12 protein-coding genes are annotated in these 20,439 nt (G+C 59.5%); 10 read left to right on the top strand and 2 right to left on the bottom strand.

The window, feature by feature from the left end:
* Window positions 1-71 precede the first annotated feature (71 nt).
* The gene (locus SK62_RS06995) at window positions 72-3,401 is read left to right on the top strand and encodes a diguanylate cyclase (RefSeq protein WP_047718279.1); all 3,330 of its coding nucleotides are present in this window, start codon (window positions 72-74) and stop codon (window positions 3,399-3,401) included.
* Here the strand turns inward: SK62_RS06995 and alkA are convergent.
* The gene (gene alkA, locus SK62_RS06990) at window positions 3,366-4,238 is read right to left on the bottom strand and encodes a DNA-3-methyladenine glycosylase 2 (RefSeq protein ID WP_045344342.1); all 873 of its coding nucleotides are present in this window, start codon (window positions 4,236-4,238) and stop codon (window positions 3,366-3,368) included. The two genes, SK62_RS06995 and alkA, sit on opposite strands and share 36 nt — an antisense overlap.
* A 130-nt stretch (window positions 4,239-4,368) precedes the next feature.
* Here alkA and yegD point away from each other — a divergent pair, with 130 nt between their 5' ends.
* The 9 genes from yegD to yegS all read left to right on the top strand — a co-directional run bounded on the left by yegD (window position 4,369) and on the right by yegS (window position 19,590).
* Window positions 4,369-5,721 carry a molecular chaperone gene (yegD, locus tag SK62_RS06985; protein WP_047718281.1) on the top strand — a complete coding sequence of 451 codons (1,353 nt, stop codon included), beginning with the start codon at window positions 4,369-4,371 and terminating at the stop codon, window positions 5,719-5,721.
* 215 nt (window positions 5,722-5,936) lie between these two features.
* On the top strand, window positions 5,937-7,139 hold the full coding sequence (locus SK62_RS06980) for an MdtA/MuxA family multidrug efflux RND transporter periplasmic adaptor subunit (protein WP_047718282.1): 1,203 nt from the start codon (window positions 5,937-5,939) through the stop codon (window positions 7,137-7,139).
* Window positions 7,139-10,261, top strand: coding sequence for an MdtB/MuxB family multidrug efflux RND transporter permease subunit (locus tag SK62_RS06975; RefSeq protein ID WP_039270409.1), 3,123 nt, complete (start codon window positions 7,139-7,141; stop codon window positions 10,259-10,261). Before SK62_RS06980 ends, SK62_RS06975 begins: the two co-directional genes overlap by 1 nt.
* Window positions 10,262-13,339, top strand: a complete 3,078-nt coding sequence (gene mdtC / locus SK62_RS06970; protein WP_017693079.1) for a multidrug efflux RND transporter permease subunit MdtC — start codon at window positions 10,262-10,264, stop codon at window positions 13,337-13,339.
* Window positions 13,340-14,755, top strand: coding sequence for an MFS transporter (locus SK62_RS06965; RefSeq protein ID WP_048249366.1), 1,416 nt, complete (start codon window positions 13,340-13,342; stop codon window positions 14,753-14,755).
* Window positions 14,752-16,155, top strand: coding sequence for an envelope stress sensor histidine kinase BaeS (gene baeS, locus SK62_RS06960; protein ID WP_047718283.1), 1,404 nt, complete (start codon window positions 14,752-14,754; stop codon window positions 16,153-16,155). Before SK62_RS06965 ends, baeS begins: the two co-directional genes overlap by 4 nt.
* Window positions 16,152-16,874 (top strand): envelope stress response regulator BaeR, encoded by a 723-nt coding sequence (gene baeR, locus SK62_RS06955; RefSeq protein WP_047718284.1) that lies wholly within the window; start codon window positions 16,152-16,154, stop codon window positions 16,872-16,874. Before baeS ends, baeR begins: the two co-directional genes overlap by 4 nt.
* 206 nt (window positions 16,875-17,080) lie before the next feature.
* On the top strand, window positions 17,081-18,442 hold the full coding sequence (yegQ, locus tag SK62_RS06950) for a prephenate-dependent tRNA uridine(34) hydroxylase TrhP (RefSeq protein ID WP_017383261.1): 1,362 nt from the start codon (window positions 17,081-17,083) through the stop codon (window positions 18,440-18,442).
* 248 nt (window positions 18,443-18,690) lie between these two features.
* Entirely contained in the window at window positions 18,691-19,590 is a 900-nt protein-coding gene (gene yegS / locus SK62_RS06945; RefSeq protein WP_015572360.1) for a lipid kinase YegS, read from the top strand.
* A gap of 69 nt (window positions 19,591-19,659) precedes the next feature.
* Here yegS and SK62_RS06940 read toward each other — a convergent pair whose 3' ends face one another.
* On the bottom strand, window positions 19,660-20,433 hold the full coding sequence (locus tag SK62_RS06940; protein WP_032669504.1) for an ABC transporter ATP-binding protein: 774 nt from the start codon (window positions 20,431-20,433) through the stop codon (window positions 19,660-19,662).
* Window positions 20,434-20,439 lie beyond the last annotated feature (6 nt).

The raw sequence follows: 20,439 nt of genomic DNA, 5'->3' as shown, positions 1-20,439 counted from the left end.
TAAACCAAATTATTAATTTCACGCGTCCGGACCTGGCTCCTGACAACATGGCGTCCCTGGATAGAGCGGTAATGAATAAACAATACCAGCGGGTTTTGGTTACTACCCCACATCCTTTACTGCGGCTTGTCTGTCTGGGTCTGGTCACGTTCATCTTCACCTTATTTTCCCTCGAGCTGACTCGCTTCGGGACGCTGCTGGCGCCATTATGGTTCCCGACTTCAATTATGATGGTAGCGTTTTACCGCCACGCGGGAAAAATGTGGCCCGGCATTGCGCTCGCCTGCTCTTTTGGCAATATCTTTGCCTCGTGGATGCTCTTCTCATGGGCATCGCTCAACATCACCTACACGGCGATCAATATCATTGAGGCCACGGTTGGCGCGCTGTTACTGCGTAAACTGCTCCCCTGGTATAATCCGCTGCAAAACCTCAACGACTGGGTGCGGCTTGCCCTCGGCAGTGCCCTGGTGCCGCCGCTGGTGGGGGGCGTACTGGTTCATTTTCTGGTGCCGAGCGCGGAGCCGCTGCGTAATTTTCTTGTCTGGGTACTTTCAGAAGCCATTGGCGCGCTGGCGCTGGTGCCGTTAGGTCTGCTGTTTAAACCGCATTACCTGCTGCGCCACCGCAACCCGAAACTGCTGCTGGAAACGCTGGTGACCCTGGTCGTCACGCTGGTTCTTAGTTGGACGGCAATCACCTGGCTGCCGTGGCCATTCACCTGCATCATCGTTCTGCTGATGTGGAGCGCGGTACGTCTGCCGCGTATGGAAGCGTTCCTGATTTTTTTATTCACCATCATGATGGTGTCCCTGATGATGGCGCGAAATCCGCTCTCCATGACGCCCTCCACCATGATCGTCACCTTCAATGCGCCGTGGCTTCCCTTCCTGATGATGCTGCTCCCCGCCAACATTATGACGATGGTGATGTATGCCTTTCGGGCCGAGCGTAAACATATTACGGAAAGCGAAGAACGTTTTCGCAATGCGATGGAATATTCCGCGATTGGTATGGCGCTGGTGGGCATTGAGGGCCAGTGGCTTCAGGCTAACAAAGCGCTGTGCAATTTCCTCGGTTACAGCCAGTCAGAGCTTCAGTCGCTCACGTTCCAGCAGTTAACCTGGCCGGAAGATTTAAATACTGACCTGGAGCAGTTGCAACAGCTGATTCACGGCGAGATCAACACCTACAGCCTCGAAAAACGCTACTACACCCGTAGCGGCGAGGTGGTGTGGGCGCTGCTGGCCGTCTCCGTTGTGCGCCATGCCGACGGCACACCGCTCTACTTTATTGCCCAGATTGAAGACATCAACGATCTGAAACAGACCGAGTGGGTGAATAAGCGTCTGATGGAGCGTATCACCCTCGCTAACGAAGCCGGTGGCATCGGGATTTGGGAGTGGGATCTCGAGCCGGACGTGATCAGCTGGGATAAACGGATGTTTGAGCTGTACGAGATCCCCCCGCACATTAAACCCACCTGGCAGCTCTGGCATGCGGCCATGGTGCCTGAAGATCGTACGCACGCCGAACAGGTCCTGCGTGAGTCACTCCAGGCCAGGGTGCCTTTCAAGCTGGAATTTCGCATTCGCGTCAAGGATGGCATTCGCCACATTCGTTCGCTGGCGAACCGGGTGCTGAACAAACAGGGCGAAGTGGAGCGGCTGTTAGGGATCAACATGGATATGACCGAGGTGAAGCAGCTGAACGAGGCGCTGTTCCAGGAAAAAGAGCGCCTGCATATCACCCTCGACTCCATTGGCGAAGCGGTGCTGTGCACCGACATCGACATGAACATCACCTTTATGAACCCGGTCGCCGAGAAGATGAGCGGCTGGTCGCAAAGCGAAGCGCTGGGTCAGCCCGTTCTGAAGGTACTGCACATTACCTTCGGCGAGAACGGTCCGTTAATGGAAAACATCCACAGCGGCGATATGTCCCGTACCGATATCGAACAGGATGTGGTGCTTAACTGCCGCAATGGCGGCAGTTTCGACATTCATTACAGTATTACCCCCCTCAGTACTCTGGAAGGGCACACCATCGGCTCGGTGCTGGTGATTCAGGACGTCACCGAGTCGCGAAAAATGCTGCGCCAGCTGAGCTACAGCGCTTCCCATGACGCCCTTACCCACCTGGCGAACCGTGTCAGCTTTGAAAACCACCTTAAGCGCCTGTTGCAGACGGTACAGGAGACCCATCAGCGTCACGCGCTGGTCTTTATCGATCTTGACCGTTTCAAGGCGGTGAACGATACGGCAGGCCACGCGGCGGGCGACGCTCTCCTGCGCGAACTCTCTTCGCTAATGCTGACCATGCTGCGCTCCAGCGACGTGCTGGCGCGTCTGGGCGGCGACGAGTTTGGCCTGCTGCTGCCGGACTGCAACGTCGAAAGCGCACGCTATATTGCGGGCCGGTTGATCGACGCCATCAACAACTATCATTTCTCCTGGGAAGGACGCCTGCACCGCATTGGTGCCAGCGCGGGGATTACGCTGATTGACGACACCAATTATCAGGCTGCGGAAGTGATGTCTCAGGCCGATATTGCCTGCTACGCCTCGAAAAACAGCGGGCGCGGCGTGGTCACCGTCTACGAACCCCAGCAGGAGCGGATCCACAGCACGCGCAGCATGATGTCGCTGGATGAGCAGTGGCACATGATTAAAGATAACCATCTGCTGATGATCGCCCGCAGCGTCGCCTCGCCGCGCATTCCCGAGAGCAGTAGCTTCTGGCTGATTTCCTTGCGGCTGTGGACCAGCCAGGGAGAAGTGCTGGAAGAGCATGCCTTCCGCGCCGGGCTGGCGGAGCCGGAGCTGCTGCACGCCCTGGACCGACGGATATTCAGCGAATTTTTCCGTACCTATGCCGCAAAGGTGGCGGCCAAAGGAATGGGCGTCGCGCTGCCGCTCTCAGAAGCGGGTTTAGCCAGCGTCACGCTGGTGGATGAGCTGCTCGACCTCATTACCAAAGGTCCGCTGCCGGCGCGGCTGCTGCATCTGGCGATCGCCGTTGATGTGCTGAGCAATACGGATGAAAACGTGCAGCAGGGCCTGCAAAAGCTTCGTCAGGCCGGCTGTCGCGTGGTGCTGACCCGGGTCGGACGCGATATGAACGTCTTCAGCCAGCTCAGCGCCAACACCGCCGATTATCTGCTGCTGGATACAGACATGGTGACCAACGTCCACGGCAATCTGATGGATGAGATGATGGTGACAATCATTCAGGGCCACGCCCAGCGTCTGGGCATAAAAACCATTGCCGGGCCATGCCATCAGTCGATCATGATGGATACGCTATCGGGTATCGGCGTTGACTTCATTTACGGCGACACCATCGGGGAAGCGCAGCCGCTCGATCTACTGCTGAATACCAGCTATTTCGCCATCAACTGACGGCGACCAGCCGTCGGTGTACCAGATATGTAACAGCGCATACGAGCGCCACGGCTGCCAGCGCTCGGCATAGCGACGGATCTGCGCGGGCGTCATACCGGCAAAGCGCTGTTTAATCAGATAGTCATCCGGCAGGAAAACATCCTTCGCCTGCCAGCCGCGCAGGGCCAGATAATTCGCGGTCCAGCGCCCGATGCCGGGGCGCTGCTGTAGCGCCTTCATCCCGGCCTCAACGTTCGCAGGCGGGAACAGCGGGAATTCACCGTCCACCACCGACTGCGCCAGATGAATCAACGACTCCGCACGCCTGAGCGGCATCCCGAGGGCTTTCAACGCCAGCGGATCTGCCGCGGCCAGCACCTCTGGCGGAGGAAAGCAGAGATAGCCCGGCGTATCCTCAATGGGTTCACCGCACAGCGCCACCACCCGTGACGCCAGTTTTGCCGCCATCGCCACGCTCACCAGTTGCCCGAGAATGGCGCGCACGCCCTGCTCGTAGGCATCCATCGCGCCCGGCAAACGTAACCCCGGCCGCGCCGCGCCGAGCTCGCCGAGAGTCTGCGCAATGCGCAGCGGGTCGCAATCGAGGTCAAACAGGCGGGCGATGCGGTCGAGGCAGATATCCGCCACCGGGATCAGGCCAGGGCTGAGCGACACCGCCAGCGTAGGGGTTGCGCTGTCTGGCGTAACCCGGAAAACGCCCTGGTGCCCGGCATAGCCAAAACTGCGCTCGTAGTAATCCTCCGTAACGGTCTCAACCCCCGTGACCGCACGCGCGGCAAGAAAGCCAAACATCCACGACCAGTCGTAGGGCGGTTGCCAGTTCAGGGTGTACATCGTCTCTCCTTTTGTATTTACCTCAGCATAAACCGAAAGATCGCCTTGCGCCTTGCTTTCATATTCCTGTTGTCGCCTGGCAGACATTTCGCTAAAGTCTCGCCCCTTCTCACCGGCATGGGGATTTATTGTGTTTATTGGATTCGACTACGGCACCGCAAACTGCTCGGTTGCGATAATGCAAAACGGACAACCGCAGCTCCTGAAAATGGAAAACGGCAGTACGCTGTTGCCGTCAATGCTTTGTGCGCCCACGCGTGAAGCGGTGAGCGAGTGGCTGTTCCGCCACCATCAGGTTCCGGCCACGGCGGCGGAGACCCAGGCGCTGCTGCGCCGTGCGGTCAGCTTTAACCGCGAGGAAGATATCGACGTTACCTCGTCCAGCGTGCAGTTCGGCCTCTCTTCCCTCGGGCAGTACATTGAAGATCCGGAAGAGGTCTACTTCGTTAAATCGCCGAAATCCTTCCTCGGCGCCAGCGGCATGAAGCCGCAGCAGGTGGCGATGTTTGAAGATCTGGTCTGCGCGATGATGCTGCACATCCGCAATCAGGCGCAGTCTCAGGTGCTGGATGCCATCACCCAGGCGGTGATTGGCCGTCCGATTAACTTTCAGGGGCTGGGCGGCGACGAAGCCAACCAGCAGGCGCAGGGGATCCTTGAGCGTGCAGCGCACCGGGCAGGCTTCCGTGACGTGGTGTTCCAGTATGAGCCGGTTGCGGCGGGGCTGGATTTTGAAGCCACGCTGACGGAAGAGAAACGGGTGCTGGTGGTGGACATCGGCGGCGGTACGACGGACTGTTCATTACTGCTGATGGGTCCCCAGTGGCATCACCGTCGCGATCGTGAAAATAGTCTGCTGGGGCACAGCGGCTGCCGCGTGGGCGGTAACGATCTTGATATTGCCCTGGCCTTCAAGAGCCTGATGCCGCTGCTCGGCATGGGCGGTCAAACCGAGAAAGGCATAGCCCTGCCGATCCTGCCGTGGTGGAACGCGATTGCCATCAACGACGTCCCTGCCCAGAGTGATTTTTACAGCACCGCGAATGGCCGTTTCCTCAACGATCTGGTGCGTGATGCGCAGGATGCAGAGAAGGTCGCACTTCTGTATAAGGTGTGGCGTCAGCGCCTGAGCTACCGCGTAGTGCGCACCGCCGAAGAGAGCAAAATTGCCCTTTCCGATCGTCCAGAGCATGCGGTTTCGCTGCCGTTTATCAGTGACGATCTGGCTACGGCTATCACTCAGGAAGGGCTGGAAATGGCGCTCACTCAGCCGCTTCAGCGTATTCTGGAGCAGGTGCAGCTGGCGCTTGAGAACGGCAACGTGAAGCCGGACGTAATTTACCTGACTGGCGGTAGCGCCCGTTCGCCGCTGATCAAGAAAGCGCTGGCGGAACAGCTGCCGGGGATCCCGATTGCCGGCGGCGATGACTTTGGCTCCGTTACGGCAGGGCTGGCGCGCTGGGCGCAGGTGGTGTTTAGCTAATGGGGTTGTGCCGGGTGGCGGCTTCGCCTTACCCGGCCTACAAGATCCTCCAACCGTAGGCCGGGTAAGCGCAGCGCCACCCGGCGAAGGCGAAACAGCGCGCCACACTCAGACAATTCCCGACAGTCTTCCATATTTCCTCCATTTTTTCGCTGTGTTAGCTGACTAAACTAGTATCATTCCCCGAAAGAGTTTCAGGATGAGAACGTATAACGATGAAAGGCAGTAACAAATCCCGCTGGGCAATCGCCGTTGGTCTGATTGTGGTGGTCCTGGCCGCCGCCTGGTATTGGCACAGCCAGTCCGCGAACTCCACGGCACCTGATGGCGCTAATAGCCCCTCACAACGCTCAACGGGCGGCGGGCGCCACGGTATGCGCGGCGGTGCGCTGGCACCGGTGCAGGCGGCAACGGCGGTGAATAAAGCGGTGCCTCGTTATCTCTCCGGGCTGGGAACCATCACCGCCGCCAACACCGTGACGGTACGTAGCCGCGTGGACGGTCAGTTGATGGCCATCCATTTCCAGGAAGGTCAGCAGGTAAAAGCCGGCGATCTGCTGGCGGAAATCGATCCAAGCCAGTTTAAGGTTGCCCTGGCGCAGGCGCAGGGGCAGCTCGCGAAAGACAAAGCCACCCTCGCCAATGCCCGCCGCGATTTAGCCCGCTATCAGCAGCTGGTAAAAACCAACCTCGTGTCGCGCCAGGAGCTGGACACCCAGCAGTCTCTGGTCAGTGAATCTCAGGGCACCATCAAGGCCGACGAAGCCGCGGTCGCCAGCGCCCAGCTCCAGCTCGACTGGAGCCGGATCACCGCGCCGATTGACGGCCGCGTGGGCCTGAAACAGGTCGATATCGGGAACCAAATCTCCAGCGGCGATACCACGGGCATCGTGGTGATCACCCAGACGCATCCTATCGATCTCGTCTTTACCCTGCCGGAAAGCGACATTGCGACGGTGATACAGGCGCAGAAGGCCGGAAAAGCGCTGGTGGTTGAAGCCTGGGATCGCACCAACAAGCAGAAGCTGAGCGAAGGTTCGCTGTTGAGCCTGGATAACCAGATCGACACCACCACCGGCACCATTAAGCTAAAAGCACGCTTCAACAATCAGGACGATGCCCTGTTCCCGAATCAGTTCGTCAACGCGCGAATGCTGGTCGTGACCGAAGAAAACGCGGTGGTGATCCCGACGGCGGCCCTGCAAATGGGCAGTGAAGGCAACTTTGTCTGGGTGCTGAACAGCGAAAACAAGGTCAGCAAACATCTGGTGAAAACCGGCATCCAGGACAGCCAGACGGTGGTGATCAGCGCCGGGCTGTCCGCTGGCGACCGCGTCGTCACCGACGGTATTGACCGGCTGACCGAAGGGGCGCAGGTCGAGGTGGTGGAAGCGCAGAATACAGGAGCAAAAGCCTGATGCAGGTGATGCCGCCGAGCTCTACAGGTGGGCCATCACGCCTGTTTATTTTACGTCCGGTTGCGACGACCCTGCTGATGGTGGCGATCCTGCTGGCCGGGATCATTGGCTACCGTTTTCTGCCCGTGTCGGCGCTGCCGGAAGTGGACTACCCGACCATTCAGGTTGTCACCCTCTATCCGGGCGCCAGTCCGGATGTGGTGACGTCTGCCATCACCGCCCCGCTGGAGCGTCAGTTTGGCCAGATGTCTGGCCTGAAGCAGATGTCTTCCCAGAGTTCCGGTGGCGCTTCGGTCGTCACGCTTCAGTTCCAGCTTACGCTGTCGCTGGACGTCGCTGAGCAGGAGGTGCAGGCCGCGATTAATGCCGCCACTAACCTGCTGCCGTCTGACCTGCCGAATCCACCGGTTTACAGCAAGGTCAACCCGGCGGATCCGCCGATCATGACCCTTGCCGTCACCTCCTCCGCCATGCCGATGACCCAGGTGGAAGACATGGTTGAAACCCGCGTGGCGCAGAAGATTTCGCAGGTGACCGGCGTAGGGCTGGTGACGCTGGCGGGCGGTCAACGCCCCGCCGTGCGCGTCAAACTGAATGCCCAGGCCATTGCCGCGCTGGGGTTAACCAGCGAAACCATCCGCACCGCCATCAGCAGCGCCAACGTCAACTCAGCGAAGGGGTCGCTGGACGGCCCGACCCGCGCGGTCACGCTCTCCGCCAACGACCAGATGCAGTCCGCCGATGAGTACCGTCAGCTGATCATTGCCTACCAGAACGGCGCGCCGATCCGCCTGGGCGACGTAGCCACCGTCGAACAAGGTGCAGAAAACAGCTGGCTCGGGGCGTGGGCCAATAAGCAGCAGGCGATTGTCATGAACGTTCAGCGCCAGCCGGGCGCGAATATTATTGATACCGCCGACAGCATTCGCACCATGCTGCCGCAGCTGGTGGAAAGCCTGCCAAAATCGGTCAGCGTGAAAGTGCTCTCTGACCGCACCACGAATATTCGCGCGTCAGTGACCGACACCCAGTTCGAGCTGATGCTGGCGATTGCGCTGGTGGTGATGATCATCTACCTGTTCCTGCGCAACGTCCCGGCAACCATCATTCCCGCCGTCGCCGTGCCGCTCTCGCTGGTCGGAACGTTCGCGGTGATGGTGTTTCTCGACTTTTCGATTAACAACCTGACGCTGATGGCGCTCACCATCGCCACCGGGTTTGTGGTGGACGACGCCATCGTGGTAATCGAGAACATCTCGCGCTATATCGAAAAAGGTGAAAAGCCGTTAGCCGCCGCGCTGAAGGGCGCGGGGGAGATCGGCTTTACCATTATCTCGCTCACCTTCTCGCTAATTGCGGTGCTGATCCCGCTGCTGTTTATGGGCGATATCGTCGGGCGGCTGTTCCGCGAGTTTGCCGTGACGCTGGCGGTCGCCATTCTGATCTCTGCCGTGGTGTCGCTGACGCTGACGCCGATGATGTGCGCCCGCATGCTGAGCCACGAGTCCTTGCGCAAGCAAAACCGCTTCTCGCGCGCCTCCGAGCGGATGTTCGAGCGCATTATCGCCGCCTACGGCCGCGTGCTGGCGAAAGTGCTGAACCATCCGTGGGCAACGCTCGGCGTGGCGCTCGGCACCCTGGCGCTCAGCGTCATGCTGTGGATTTTCATTCCGAAAGGCTTCTTCCCGATTCAGGACAACGGCATTATTCAGGGCACGCTTCAGGCGCCGCAGACGGTCTCCTTCGCCAACATGGCGCAGCGCCAGCAGCAGGTGTCTGAGATCATCATGAAAGATCCGGCGGTGGAAAGCCTGACTGCCTACGTGGGCGTGGACGGCACCAACCCGTCGCTCAACAGCGCGCGCCTGCAAATTAACCTTAAACCGCTCGATGACCGCGACGATCGCGTTAACGCGGTGATTGAACGCCTGCAAAGCGCGGTGGCGCGCGTGCCGGGCATTGAGCTGTATCTGCAACCGATCCAGGATTTAACCATTGATACGCAGGTGAGCCGCACGCAGTACCAGTTTACGCTCCAGGCCACCTCGCTTGAGGCACTGAGCACCTGGGTGCCGCAGCTGGTGGACAAGCTGAAAGCACTGCCGCAGGTTTCTGACGTCAGCAGCGACTGGCAGGATAAAGGGCTGGCGGCGTACGTGAACGTCAACCGCGACACCGCCAGCCGTCTGGGCATTACCATGTCCGACGTGGATAACGCCCTGTATAACGCCTTTGGCCAGCGCCTGATCTCCACCATCTATACCCAGGCCAACCAGTATCGCGTGGTGCTGGAACATAACACCGAGAACACGCCCGGGCTGGCCGCGCTGGACACGGTGCGCCTGACCAGCAAAGACGGCGGGATTGTGCCGCTCAGCGCCATTGCCAGCGTGGAAGAGCGTCACACCCCGCTGTCGATTAACCATCTCGATCAGTTCCCGTCCACCACCATTTCCTTCAACGTGCCGGACGGGTATTCCCTGGGCGAAGCGGTGGAGGCCATTCTGGGCGCGGAGAAAGAACTCAGCTTCCCGTCCGATATTCAGACCCAGTTCCAGGGCAGTACGCTGGCGTTCCAGGCCGCGCTGGGCAGCACCGTCTGGCTGATTGTCGCGGCGGTGGTGGCGATGTATATCGTGCTTGGCGTGCTGTATGAAAGCTTTATCCATCCGATCACCATCCTCTCCACTCTGCCGACGGCGGGCGTGGGGGCGCTGCTGGCGCTGATGCTGGCGGGGAGCGAGCTGGACGTCATTGCGATCATCGGCATCATCCTGCTTATCGGCATTGTGAAGAAAAACGCCATCATGATGATCGACTTTGCGCTGGCCGCCGAGCGCGAGCAGGGTATGGCGCCGCGCGAGGCCATTTACCAGGCCTGTCTGCTGCGTTTTCGTCCGATCCTGATGACCACCCTCGCCGCCCTGCTGGGCGCGCTGCCGCTGATGCTGAGCACCGGCGTGGGGGCCGAACTGCGCCGTCCGCTGGGCATCGGGATGGTGGGCGGCCTGCTGGTGAGCCAGGTGCTGACGCTGTTTACCACGCCGGTTATCTACCTGCTGTTTGACCGTCTGGCCCTGTGGACGAAAAACCGCTTCCCGAAACGTGAAGAGGAGGCGTAAGTGAAGTTTTTCGCCCTCTTCATTTACCGTCCGGTGGCGACGATTTTACTCTCCGTCGCTATCACCCTGTGCGGCGTGCTGGGCTTCCGGCTGCTGCCGGTGGCCCCGCTGCCGCAGGTCGATTTCCCGGTGATCATGGTCAGCGCCTCGCTGCCGGGTGCCTCGCCGGAGACCATGGCGTCATCAGTGGCGACGCCGCTTGAGCGCTCGCTTGGGCGAATTGCCGGGGTTAACGAGATGACCTCCAGCAGTTCGCTGGGCAGCACGCGCATCATTCTGGAATTTAACTTCGACCGGGATATCAACGGCGCGGCGCGTGACGTGCAGGCCGCGATTAACGCCGCCCAAAGCCTGCTGCCAAGCGGCATGCCGAGCCGTCCAACCTACCGCAAGGCTAACCCGTCCGACGCGCCGATCATGATCCTGACGCTCACGTCAGAGACCTACTCCCAGGGCGAGCTGTACGATTTTGCCTCCACCCAGCTGGCGCAAACCATCGCCCAGATTGACGGCGTGGGCGACGTGGACGTCGGCGGCAGCTCTCTGCCCGCCGTGCGCGTGGGGCTGAATCCGCAGGCGCTGTTTAACCAGGGCGTATCGCTGGACGACGTGCGTTCCGCCATCAGCAACGCCAACGTGCGTAAGCCGCAGGGCGCGATTGAGGACAACAGCCACCGCTGGCAGATCCAGACCAACGACGAGCTGAAAACCGCCGCCGAGTATCAGCCGTTGATTATTCACTACAACAACGGTGCGGCGGTGCGCCTGAGCGACGTCGCCAGCGTCACCGATTCGGTGCAGGACGTGCGTAACGCCGGGATGACCAACGCCAAACCGGCGATTTTGCTGATGATCCGCAAACTGCCGGAAGCCAACATCATCCAGACGGTGAACAGCATCCGCGCGCGCCTGCCGGAGCTTCAGGAAACGATTCCGGCGGCCATCGACCTCCAGATTGCGCAGGACCGCTCCCCTACCATCCGCGCCTCGCTTGAGGAGGTAGAGCAAACGCTGATCATCTCCGTCGCGCTGGTGATCCTGGTGGTGTTCCTGTTCCTGCGCTCGGGGCGCGCCACGCTGATCCCGGCGGTGGCGGTTCCGGTATCGCTGATAGGCACCTTTGCCGCCATGTACCTGTGTGGGTTTAGTCTTAACAACCTGTCGCTGATGGCGCTGACGATTGCCACCGGATTTGTAGTGGATGACGCCATCGTGGTGCTGGAGAATATCTCGCGCCATCTGGAAGCGGGCATGAAGCCGCTCCAGGCGGCGCTTCAGGGGACGCGCGAAGTGGGCTTCACGGTCCTGTCCATGAGCCTGTCGCTGGTGGCGGTGTTCCTGCCGCTGCTGCTGATGGGCGGCCTGCCGGGGCGACTGCTGCGCGAATTTGCCGTCACGCTTTCCGTCGCCATCGGTATCTCCCTGGTGATTTCGCTGACGCTGACGCCTATGATGTGCGGCTGGATGCTAAAGCGCAGCCAACCGCACTCGCAGCCGCGCAGGAAAGGCTTTGGCCGCGTCCTGATGGCGATGCAGTCAGGCTATGGCAAATCGCTGAAATGGGTGCTGAACCACACGCGTCTTGTCGGGCTGGTGCTGATCGGCACCATCGTCCTCAACGTCTGGATGTATATCACCATCCCGAAAACCTTCTTCCCGGAGCAGGATACCGGCGTGCTGATGGGCGGTATTCAGGCGGACCAGAGTATTTCGTTCCAGGCGATGCGGGGCAAACTGCAAGACTTTATGAAAATCATCCGGGAAGATCCGGCCGTGGATAACGTCACCGGCTTTACCGGCGGCTCGCGCGTTAACAGCGGGATGATGTTTATTACCCTTAAGCCGCGCGGTGAACGTCACGAAACGGCGCAGCAGATCATTGACCGCCTGCGGCTGAAGCTCGCCAAAGAGCCGGGGGCAAATCTGTTTTTGATGGCCGTTCAGGATATCCGCGTCGGCGGACGACAGGCTAACGCCAGCTATCAGTATACCCTGCTCTCAGATGACTTAGCCGCCCTGCGCGAGTGGGAGCCGAAGATCCGTAAAGCGCTGGCCGCGCTGCCGCAACTGGCGGACGTGAACTCCGACAGCCAGAATAACGGCGCCGAGATGGCGCTCACCTACGATCGCGAAACCATGTCCCGCCTGGGCATTAACGTTGAAGCGGCCAACAGCCTGCTTAACAACGCCTTCGGGCAGCGTGAAGTCTCCACCATCTATCAGCCGATGAACCAGTACAAGGTGGTGATGGAAGTTGATCCGCGCTACACCCAGGACATCAGCGCGCTGGACAAGATGTTTGTGATCAATAATGACGGCAAGGCGATCCCGCTGTCGTACTTCGCCAGCTGGCAGCCGTCGAACGCGCCGCTGTCGGTGAACCACCAGGGGCTTTCCGCCGCCTCGACCGTGTCGTTTAACCTGCCAACCGGCTCGTCGCTGTCTGAGGCCAGCGACGCCATCAACCGCGCCATGACCCAGCTCGGGGTGCCCTCCTCCGTGCGCGGCAGCTTTGCCGGTACGGCGCAGGTGTTCCAGGACACCATGAACTCGCAGGTCATTTTGATTCTGGCGGCTATTGCCACGGTTTATATCGTGCTGGGCGTGCTGTACGAAAGCTATGTGCACCCGTTGACCATTCTCTCCACGCTGCCTTCTGCGGGCGTGGGGGCGCTGCTGGCGCTGGAGCTGTTCGGTGCCCCGTTCAGCCTAATCGCGCTCATCGGGATCATGCTATTAATAGGTATTGTGAAGAAAAACGCGATTATGATGGTCGACTTTGCCCTGGACGCCCAGCGTAACGGCAACCTGACGCCGGACGAGGCGATATTCCAGGCCTGTCTGCTGCGTTTTCGCCCGATCATGATGACCACGCTGGCCGCGCTGTTCGGTGCGCTACCGCTGGTCATATCCGGCGGTGACGGCTCGGAACTGCGCCAGCCGCTGGGGATCACGATTGTCGGCGGCCTGGTGATGAGCCAGCTGCTGACGCTCTACACCACGCCGGTAGTCTATCTGTTCTTTGACCGCCTGCGGCTGCGTTTTTCGCGTAAAAAGAGAACCACGGTGACCGAGTAAATGACCGACCTACCCAGTAACGTTCGCTGGCAATTGTGGATCGTCGCGTTCGGCTTCTTTATGCAGTCGCTGGACACGACCATCGTGAACACCGCCCTTCCCTCGATGGCGAAAAGCCTGGGGGAGAGCCCGCTGCACATGCATATGGTGATTGTCGCCTACGTGCTGACGGTCGCCGTGATGCTGACCGCCAGCGGCTGGCTGGCGGATAAAGTCGGTGTGCGAAACATCTTCTTCACCGCCATTGTGCTGTTTACCACCGGGTCGCTGTTTTGCGCCCAGGCCAATACCCTCGACCAGCTGGTGATGGCGCGCGTGCTACAGGGCGTCGGCGGCGCGATGATGGTACCCGTCGGGCGTTTAACGGTGATGAAAATTGTTCCGCGCGCGCAGTATATGGCGGCGATGACCTTCGTCACCTTGCCCGGCCAGGTCGGCCCGCTGCTTGGCCCGGCGCTGGGCGGTATTCTGGTGGAGTATGCCTCCTGGCACTGGATCTTCCTGATCAACCTGCCGGTCGGTATTATCGGCGCGATTGCCACCCTGACGCTGATGCCGAACTATAAAATGCAGACCCGGCGCTTTGATTTCGTTGGCTTTATCCTGCTGGCGGCTGGCATGGCGACGCTCACCCTGGCCCTCGACGGGCAAAAAGGGTTGGGGATCTCCTCCCTGTCGCTCGCCCTGCTGGTGGCGCTGGGGATCACCGCGATTCTCTGGTATCTGTGGCATGCCAGAGGCAACGCTAACGCGCTGTTCAGCCTGAATCTTTTCAGGAATCCCACCTACCGTCTTGGTCTCTTCGGCAGCTTTGCCGGACGCATCGGCAGCGGCATGTTGCCGTTTATGACGCCGGTGTTTTTACAGATTGGGATGGGCTTCTCGCCGTTCCACGCCGGGCTGATGATGATCCCGATGGTGCTCGGCAGCATGGGGATGAAGCGTATTGTGGTGCAGGTGGTGAACCGCTTTGGCTATCGCCGGGTGCTGGTGACCGCCACGATCGGGCTGGCGTTGGTTTGCCTGCTGTTTATGGCCGTGGCGCTGCTGGGCTGGTACTACATCCTGCCGCTGGTGCTGTTCTGCCAGGGGATCATCAACTCCATGCGCTTCTCGTCGATGAACACCCTGACGCTGAAAGATCTGCCGGACGAGCTGGCGAGCAGCGGTAACAGCCTGCTGTCGATGATCATGCAGCTCTCCATGAGCGTGGGGGTCACGGTCGCCGGATTGCTGCTCGGCATGTACGGTCAGCACCATCTCAGCGCCGACACCCCCGTCGCGCATCAGGTCTTTTTATACACTTACCTCAGCATGGCGGTAATTATCGCCCTGCCCGCTTTTATCTTTGCCAGAGTACCGAATGACACGACCAAAAACGTCGTGATCCGACGCGGCAAAAGGAGTGCACCATGAAATTCTGGCGTCCGGGGATCACCGGTAAGCTTTTTGTGGCGATTTTCGCCACCTGTATCGTTCTGCTGATTACCATGCACTGGGCGGTGCGGGTCAGCTTTGAGCGCGGCTTTATTGACTACATTAAGCACGGTAACGAACAGCGACTACAGGGCTTAAGCGACGCGCTGGGCGAACAGTATAGCCTGCACGGTAACTGGCGTTTTCTGCGCAATAACGATCGCTTTGTGTTTCAAATCCTGCGCTCGCTGGAGCACGATAATGACGACGACCGCCCGGGGCCGGGCATGCCGCCGCACGGCTGGCGCACCCAGTTCTGGGTGATTGATCAGGAGATGCGCGTGCTCGTTGGCCCACGCTCTCCGGTACCGCCGGACGGTACAAAGCGCGCCATCACCTCGAACGGCGCCACGGTGGGCTGGGTTATCGCCTCGCCGGTCGAGCGGCTGACGCGCAACACCGACATCAACTTTGACCGCCAGCAGCGTCAGACCAGCTGGCTGATTGTCGCGCTTTCTACCCTGCTTGCGGCGCTCGCCACCTTCCCGCTGGCGCGCGGCCTGCTGGCGCCGGTTAAGCGCCTGGTGGAAGGCACGCACAAGCTGGCGGCGGGTGATTTCTCGACCCGCGTGGACACCCGCAGCCAGGATGAACTGGGCAAGCTGGCGCAGGACTTCAACCAGCTCGCCAGCACGCTGGAAAAAAACCAGCAGATGCGCCGCGATTTTATGGCCGATATTTCGCACGAGCTGCGCACCCCGCTGGCGGTGCTGCGCGGCGAGCTGGAGGCGATACAGGACGGCGTAAGGCAGTTCACCCCCGAGTCCGTGGCCTCGCTACAGGCGGAAGTCGGCACGCTGACCAAGCTGGTGGACGATCTGCATCAGCTTTCCATGTCCGACGAAGGCGCCCTGGCCTACCAGAAAGCACCAATAGACGTGATCAATATCCTTGAAGTTGTGACCGGCGCATTCCGCGAACGCTTCGCCAGCCGTGACCTGAAAATCAACCTTTCGCTGCCGGACAGCGCGGTGGTATTTGGCGACAGAGATCGCCTGATGCAGCTGTTCAATAATTTGCTGGAGAACAGCCTCCGCTACACCGACGGCGGCGGCGCGCTGCATATCTCCGGCAGGCAGGAAAACGGGCGCTTTGCCCTGACCTTTGCGGACTCTGCCCCTGGCGTGAAGGATGCGCAGCTGGAAAAACTGTTCGAGCGCTTCTATCGTACCGAAGGTTCACGCAACCGCGCCAGCGGCGGTTCCGGCCTTGGGCTGGCGATTTGCGTTAACATTGTAGAGGCCCACGGCGGCACCATCCGCGCCGCCCATTCGCCTTTTGGCGGGGTTAGCATTACAGTAGAGTTACCTCTGGAACGGGATTTATCGAGGGAAGCATGACCGAGTTACCGATTGACGACAACACACCGCGTATTTTGATCGTGGAAGACGAGCCTAAACTTGGGCAGCTGCTGATCGACTATTTGCGCGCTGCGAGCTACGCGCCAACGCTTATCAACCACGGCGACCAGGTGCTCCCCTACGTGCGCCAGACGCCGCCGGATCTGATCCTGCTGGATCTGATGCTGCCGGGTACCGACGGCCTGACCCTGTGCCGGGAAATTCGTCGTTTCTCCGATGTGCCCATCGTGATGGTGACGGCCAAAATCGAAGAGATCGACCGTCTGCTGGGGCTCGAAATCGGCGCCGACGATTACATCTGCAAGCCTTACAGCCCGCGGGAGGTGGTCGCTAGGGTGAAAACCATCCTCCGCCGCTGTAAGCCACAGCGTGAATTGCAGGTGCTGGATGCGCAAAGCCCGCTGATCGTCGACGAAAGCCGCTTCCAGGCGAGCTGGCGCAGCAAACTATTGGATCTTACCCCAGCGGAGTTCCGCCTGCTGAAAACGCTCTCCCACGAGCCGGGAAAAGTATTTTCCCGCGAGCAGCTGCTCAACCATCTGTATGACGATTACCGCGTGGTGACCGACCGCACCATCGACAGCCACATCAAAAACCTGCGCCGCAAGCTGGAGGCGCTCGACGCCGACCAGTCGTTTATTCGCGCTGTGTACGGCGTGGGTTATCGCTGGGAAGCGGATGCGTGCAGGATTGCCTGAATAACACCCCCTCACCCTGCCCTCTCCCCAAAGGGGAGAGGGTGTTTGAGTCCCCTCGCCCCTTTGGGGAGAGGGTTAGGGTGAGGGGCAAAGCTTTACCTCTCTTCCCCGCAGCGCTACAATGCCCGCCCTTAAAGTGGGGGATCTCCCCTTACCGCTGCACCAGGTGCACGCGGATCTGACCTGTCATCAGAACGAGAACAAACATGTTTAAACCGGAACTCCTTTCCCCGGCGGGAACGCTGCAAAATATGCGTTACGCTTTCGCCTATGGTGCCGACGCCGTTTACGCGGGCCAGCCGCGCTACTCGCTGCGCGTGCGTAACAACGAATTCAACCACGAGAATCTTCAGCTCGGCATCAATGAAGCGCATGCCCTGGGCAAAAAATTCTACGTGGTGGTGAACATCGCGCCGCACAACGCCAAGCTTAAAACGTTCATTCGCGACCTGAAGCCGGTCGTGGAGATGGGTCCGGACGCGCTGATCATGTCGGACCCGGGTTTAATCATGCTGGTTCGGGAGAACTTCCCGGAGATGGACATTCACCTCTCGGTGCAGGCTAACGCCGTCAACTGGGCAACGGTGAAATTCTGGAAACAGATGGGGCTGACCCGCGTCATTCTGTCCCGCGAGCTGTCCCTCGAAGAGATCGAAGAGATCCGCACCCAGGTGCCGGATATGGAGATCGAAATCTTCGTTCACGGCGCGCTGTGCATGGCCTACTCCGGCCGCTGCCTGCTCTCTGGCTACATCAACAAGCGTGACCCGAACCAGGGCACCTGCACCAACGCCTGCCGCTGGGAATATAACGTTCAGGAAGGCAAAGAAGATGACATCGGCAATATCGTGCACAAACACGAGCCGATCCCGGTCACCAACGTTGAGCCAACGCTGGGTATCGGCGCGCCTACCGACAGCGTGTTTATGATCGAAGAAGCCAAACGTCCGGGCGAATACATGACCGCCTTCGAAGACGAGCATGGCACCTACATCATGAACTCCAAAGATCTGCGCGCCATCGCACACGTCGAGCGTTTAACCCAGATGGGCGTACACTCCCTGAAAATCGAAGGCCGCACCAAGTCTTACTACTACTGCGCCCGTACCGCACAGGTGTATCGCAAAGCCATCGACGATGCCGCCGCCGGCAAACCGTTCGACACCAGCCTGCTGGAAACGCTGGAAGGTCTGGCGCATCGCGGCTATACCGAAGGTTTCCTGCGTCGCCACACCCACGACGACTACCAGAACTACGAGCATGGCTACTCTATTTCCGAACGCCAGCAGTTTGTAGGCGACTTCACCGGCGAACGTAAAGGTCCGCTGGCCGCCGTCGCCGTAAAAAACAAATTCACTAAAGGCGACAGCCTGGAGCTGATGACGCCTCAGGGCAACATGAACTTCCGCCTCGAGCACCTGGAAAACAAAAAAGGTGAGGCGATAGAGGTCGCACCTGGCGACGGCCATGTGGTCTGGCTGCCGGTTCCTGAAGAGGTAGAGCTGGAGTTTGCGCTGCTGATGCGTAATTTTGAAGGTGAAAATACCCGAAATCCACACGGCAAATAGTCAATCAACGGGATTTTTTCACGCTGGGATAATTCTTAGAATCGGATCACATACCGCTTCGTTCAATACGGGTATTATCCCCCCGCTGAAAAACATAACCCATAAATGCTAGCTGTACCAGGAACCACCTCCTTAGCCTGCGTAATCTCCCTTACGCGGGCTTATTTTTTGCCTTTCATCCTGTTCTTACCCGCTTTTTCCTTCTCTGGGATACACTCTTTCTATAGTTAAAAAAGGGAGCAACCCGGATGGCATCCTATCCAGACAGTTTATTAATTCTCAATGGCAAAAGTGCAGGCAACGATCTGTTGCGCCAGGCGATCACCGAATTGCGTGAAGATGGCGCGCGCATTCACGTGCGGGTGACCTTTGAAAAAGGCGATGCGGCACGCTATATCGACGAAGGCATCAGGTTAGGTGCTGAGACCATCATTTCAGGCGGCGGCGACGGAACAATCAACGAGATCGCTGGTGCGCTTATTGACCTCAACACAGCACATCGCCCGGTGATGGGCATTTTACCGCTCGGTACCGCCAATGATTTTGCCACCAGCGCCGGCATACCTGAGGATTTAGGCAAAGCACTGCAACTGGCTATCCTCGGGAAAGCGACCGCCGTTGACATTGCACAGGTGAATGAAAGAACCTGCTTTATCAACATGGCTACGGGCGGTTTCGGCACGCGGATCACCAGCGAAACGCCGGAGAAGCTGAAAGCCGCGCTGGGCGGCGTCTCGTACCTCATTCACGGCCTGATGCGCATGGACACCCTCAAGCCCGACAGCTGTGAAATCCACGGTGAGAACTTCCACTGGCAGGGCGACGCGCTGGTGATTGGTATCGGCAACGGACGTCAGGCAGGCGGCGGACAGCAGCTTTGCCCGGAAGCCCTGATTAATGATGGTCAGCTACAGTTGCGCATTTTTACTGGCGACGGGCTGCTGCCCGCGCTGTTTACGACGCTGACACAGCCAGAGGAGAGCCCCAATATTATCGCCGGGAAATCCGCGTGGTTTGAAGTGATCGCCCCACACGGCATGACCTTTAACCTTGATGGCGAACCGCTGAGCGGAGAGAAATTCCGCATCGAAGTTGTTCCGGGCGCGTTGCAGTGCCGATTACCGCCGGATTGTCAGCTCTTGCGCTGATGGTTTGCCGGGTGGCGGCTACGCCTTACCCGGCCTACAGGACCGATCGCGTAGTCGCCACCCGGCTACCTAATACACCGCCACCTCCCGCGCCATCTCGCGGGAATACTGCTGTGAGGCATTGACCAGCATCCGCGTATAGTCGGTTTTGGCCTGCCCGGCCACCAGTTCGTCCACTGTCAGGCTTTCAAGGATTTTGCCATACTGCATTACCGCCACCTTCTGACACAGATGGGCAATCACTCCCAGATCGTGGGTGACCATCAGGTAGGTCAGGTTCGACTCACGCTGAAGTTCCGCCAGCAGGTTGAGGATTTCCGCCTGAACCGAGACGTCCAGCGCCGAGGTAGGTTCATCCAGCAGCAGCACCTGCGGCTCCAGAATCAGCGCCCTGGCAATCGCCACGCGCTGGCGCTGCCCGCCGGAAAGCTGGTGCGGATAGCGATCGCGAAACGCCCGGCTAAGCCCAACTTTATCCAGCAGGGCGTGAACGCGCCGCTCCCGATTTTTTATGCGGTGAATGTGCAGCGGCTCTTCCAGAATATCGCCGATGGTGTGACGCGGATGCAAAGAGCCGTACGGATCCTGAAATACCATCTGCACCCGGCGGCAGCGTTCCTGGCTGATACGTTTTTCCAGCCGCTTGCCGTTAATCGCCAGCTCGCCCTCCCAGTGGGTAAACAGCCCGGCAAGGCATTTAAGCACCGTGGTTTTGCCCGAACCGGACTCCCCCACCAGGCCGTAAATCTCGCCGTCCCTCACGCTGATATTCACATCGTCCAGCACCTGATTACGCTTCTCGCCCTCGCCAAACGTCAGGTTAAGGTGTTGTATCTCGATCATCTCTGC

It is taken from the genome of Enterobacter sp. BIDMC109 (assembly GCF_001037885.1).
Taxonomy (GTDB): Bacteria; Pseudomonadota; Gammaproteobacteria; order Enterobacterales; family Enterobacteriaceae; genus Enterobacter; species Enterobacter hormaechei_C.
Note: the sequence above shows the minus strand (reverse complement) of the source record. Positions and strands in the feature narration are given on the sequence as shown.

What these genes read in the sequence shown, in the direction of transcription:
- alkA (WP_045344342.1), bottom strand. Translation starts at nt 4,238, where the DNA reads ATGTACACCCTGAACTGGCAACCGCCCTACGACTGGTCGTGGATGTTT.
- SK62_RS06980 (WP_047718282.1), top strand. Translation starts at nt 5,937, where the DNA reads ATGAAAGGCAGTAACAAATCCCGCTGGGCAATCGCCGTTGGTCTGATT.
- yegS (WP_015572360.1), top strand. Translation starts at nt 18,691, where the DNA reads ATGGCATCCTATCCAGACAGTTTATTAATTCTCAATGGCAAAAGTGCA.
- baeS (WP_047718283.1), top strand. Translation starts at nt 14,752, where the DNA reads ATGAAATTCTGGCGTCCGGGGATCACCGGTAAGCTTTTTGTGGCGATT.
- yegQ (WP_017383261.1), top strand. Translation starts at nt 17,081, where the DNA reads ATGTTTAAACCGGAACTCCTTTCCCCGGCGGGAACGCTGCAAAATATG.
- SK62_RS06965 (WP_048249366.1), top strand. Translation starts at nt 13,340, where the DNA reads ATGACCGACCTACCCAGTAACGTTCGCTGGCAATTGTGGATCGTCGCG.
- SK62_RS06995 (WP_047718279.1), top strand. Translation starts at nt 72, where the DNA reads ATGAATAAACAATACCAGCGGGTTTTGGTTACTACCCCACATCCTTTA.
- baeR (WP_047718284.1), top strand. Translation starts at nt 16,152, where the DNA reads ATGACCGAGTTACCGATTGACGACAACACACCGCGTATTTTGATCGTG.
- SK62_RS06975 (WP_039270409.1), top strand. Translation starts at nt 7,139, where the DNA reads ATGCAGGTGATGCCGCCGAGCTCTACAGGTGGGCCATCACGCCTGTTT.
- SK62_RS06940 (WP_032669504.1), bottom strand. Translation starts at nt 20,433, where the DNA reads ATGATCGAGATACAACACCTTAACCTGACGTTTGGCGAGGGCGAGAAG.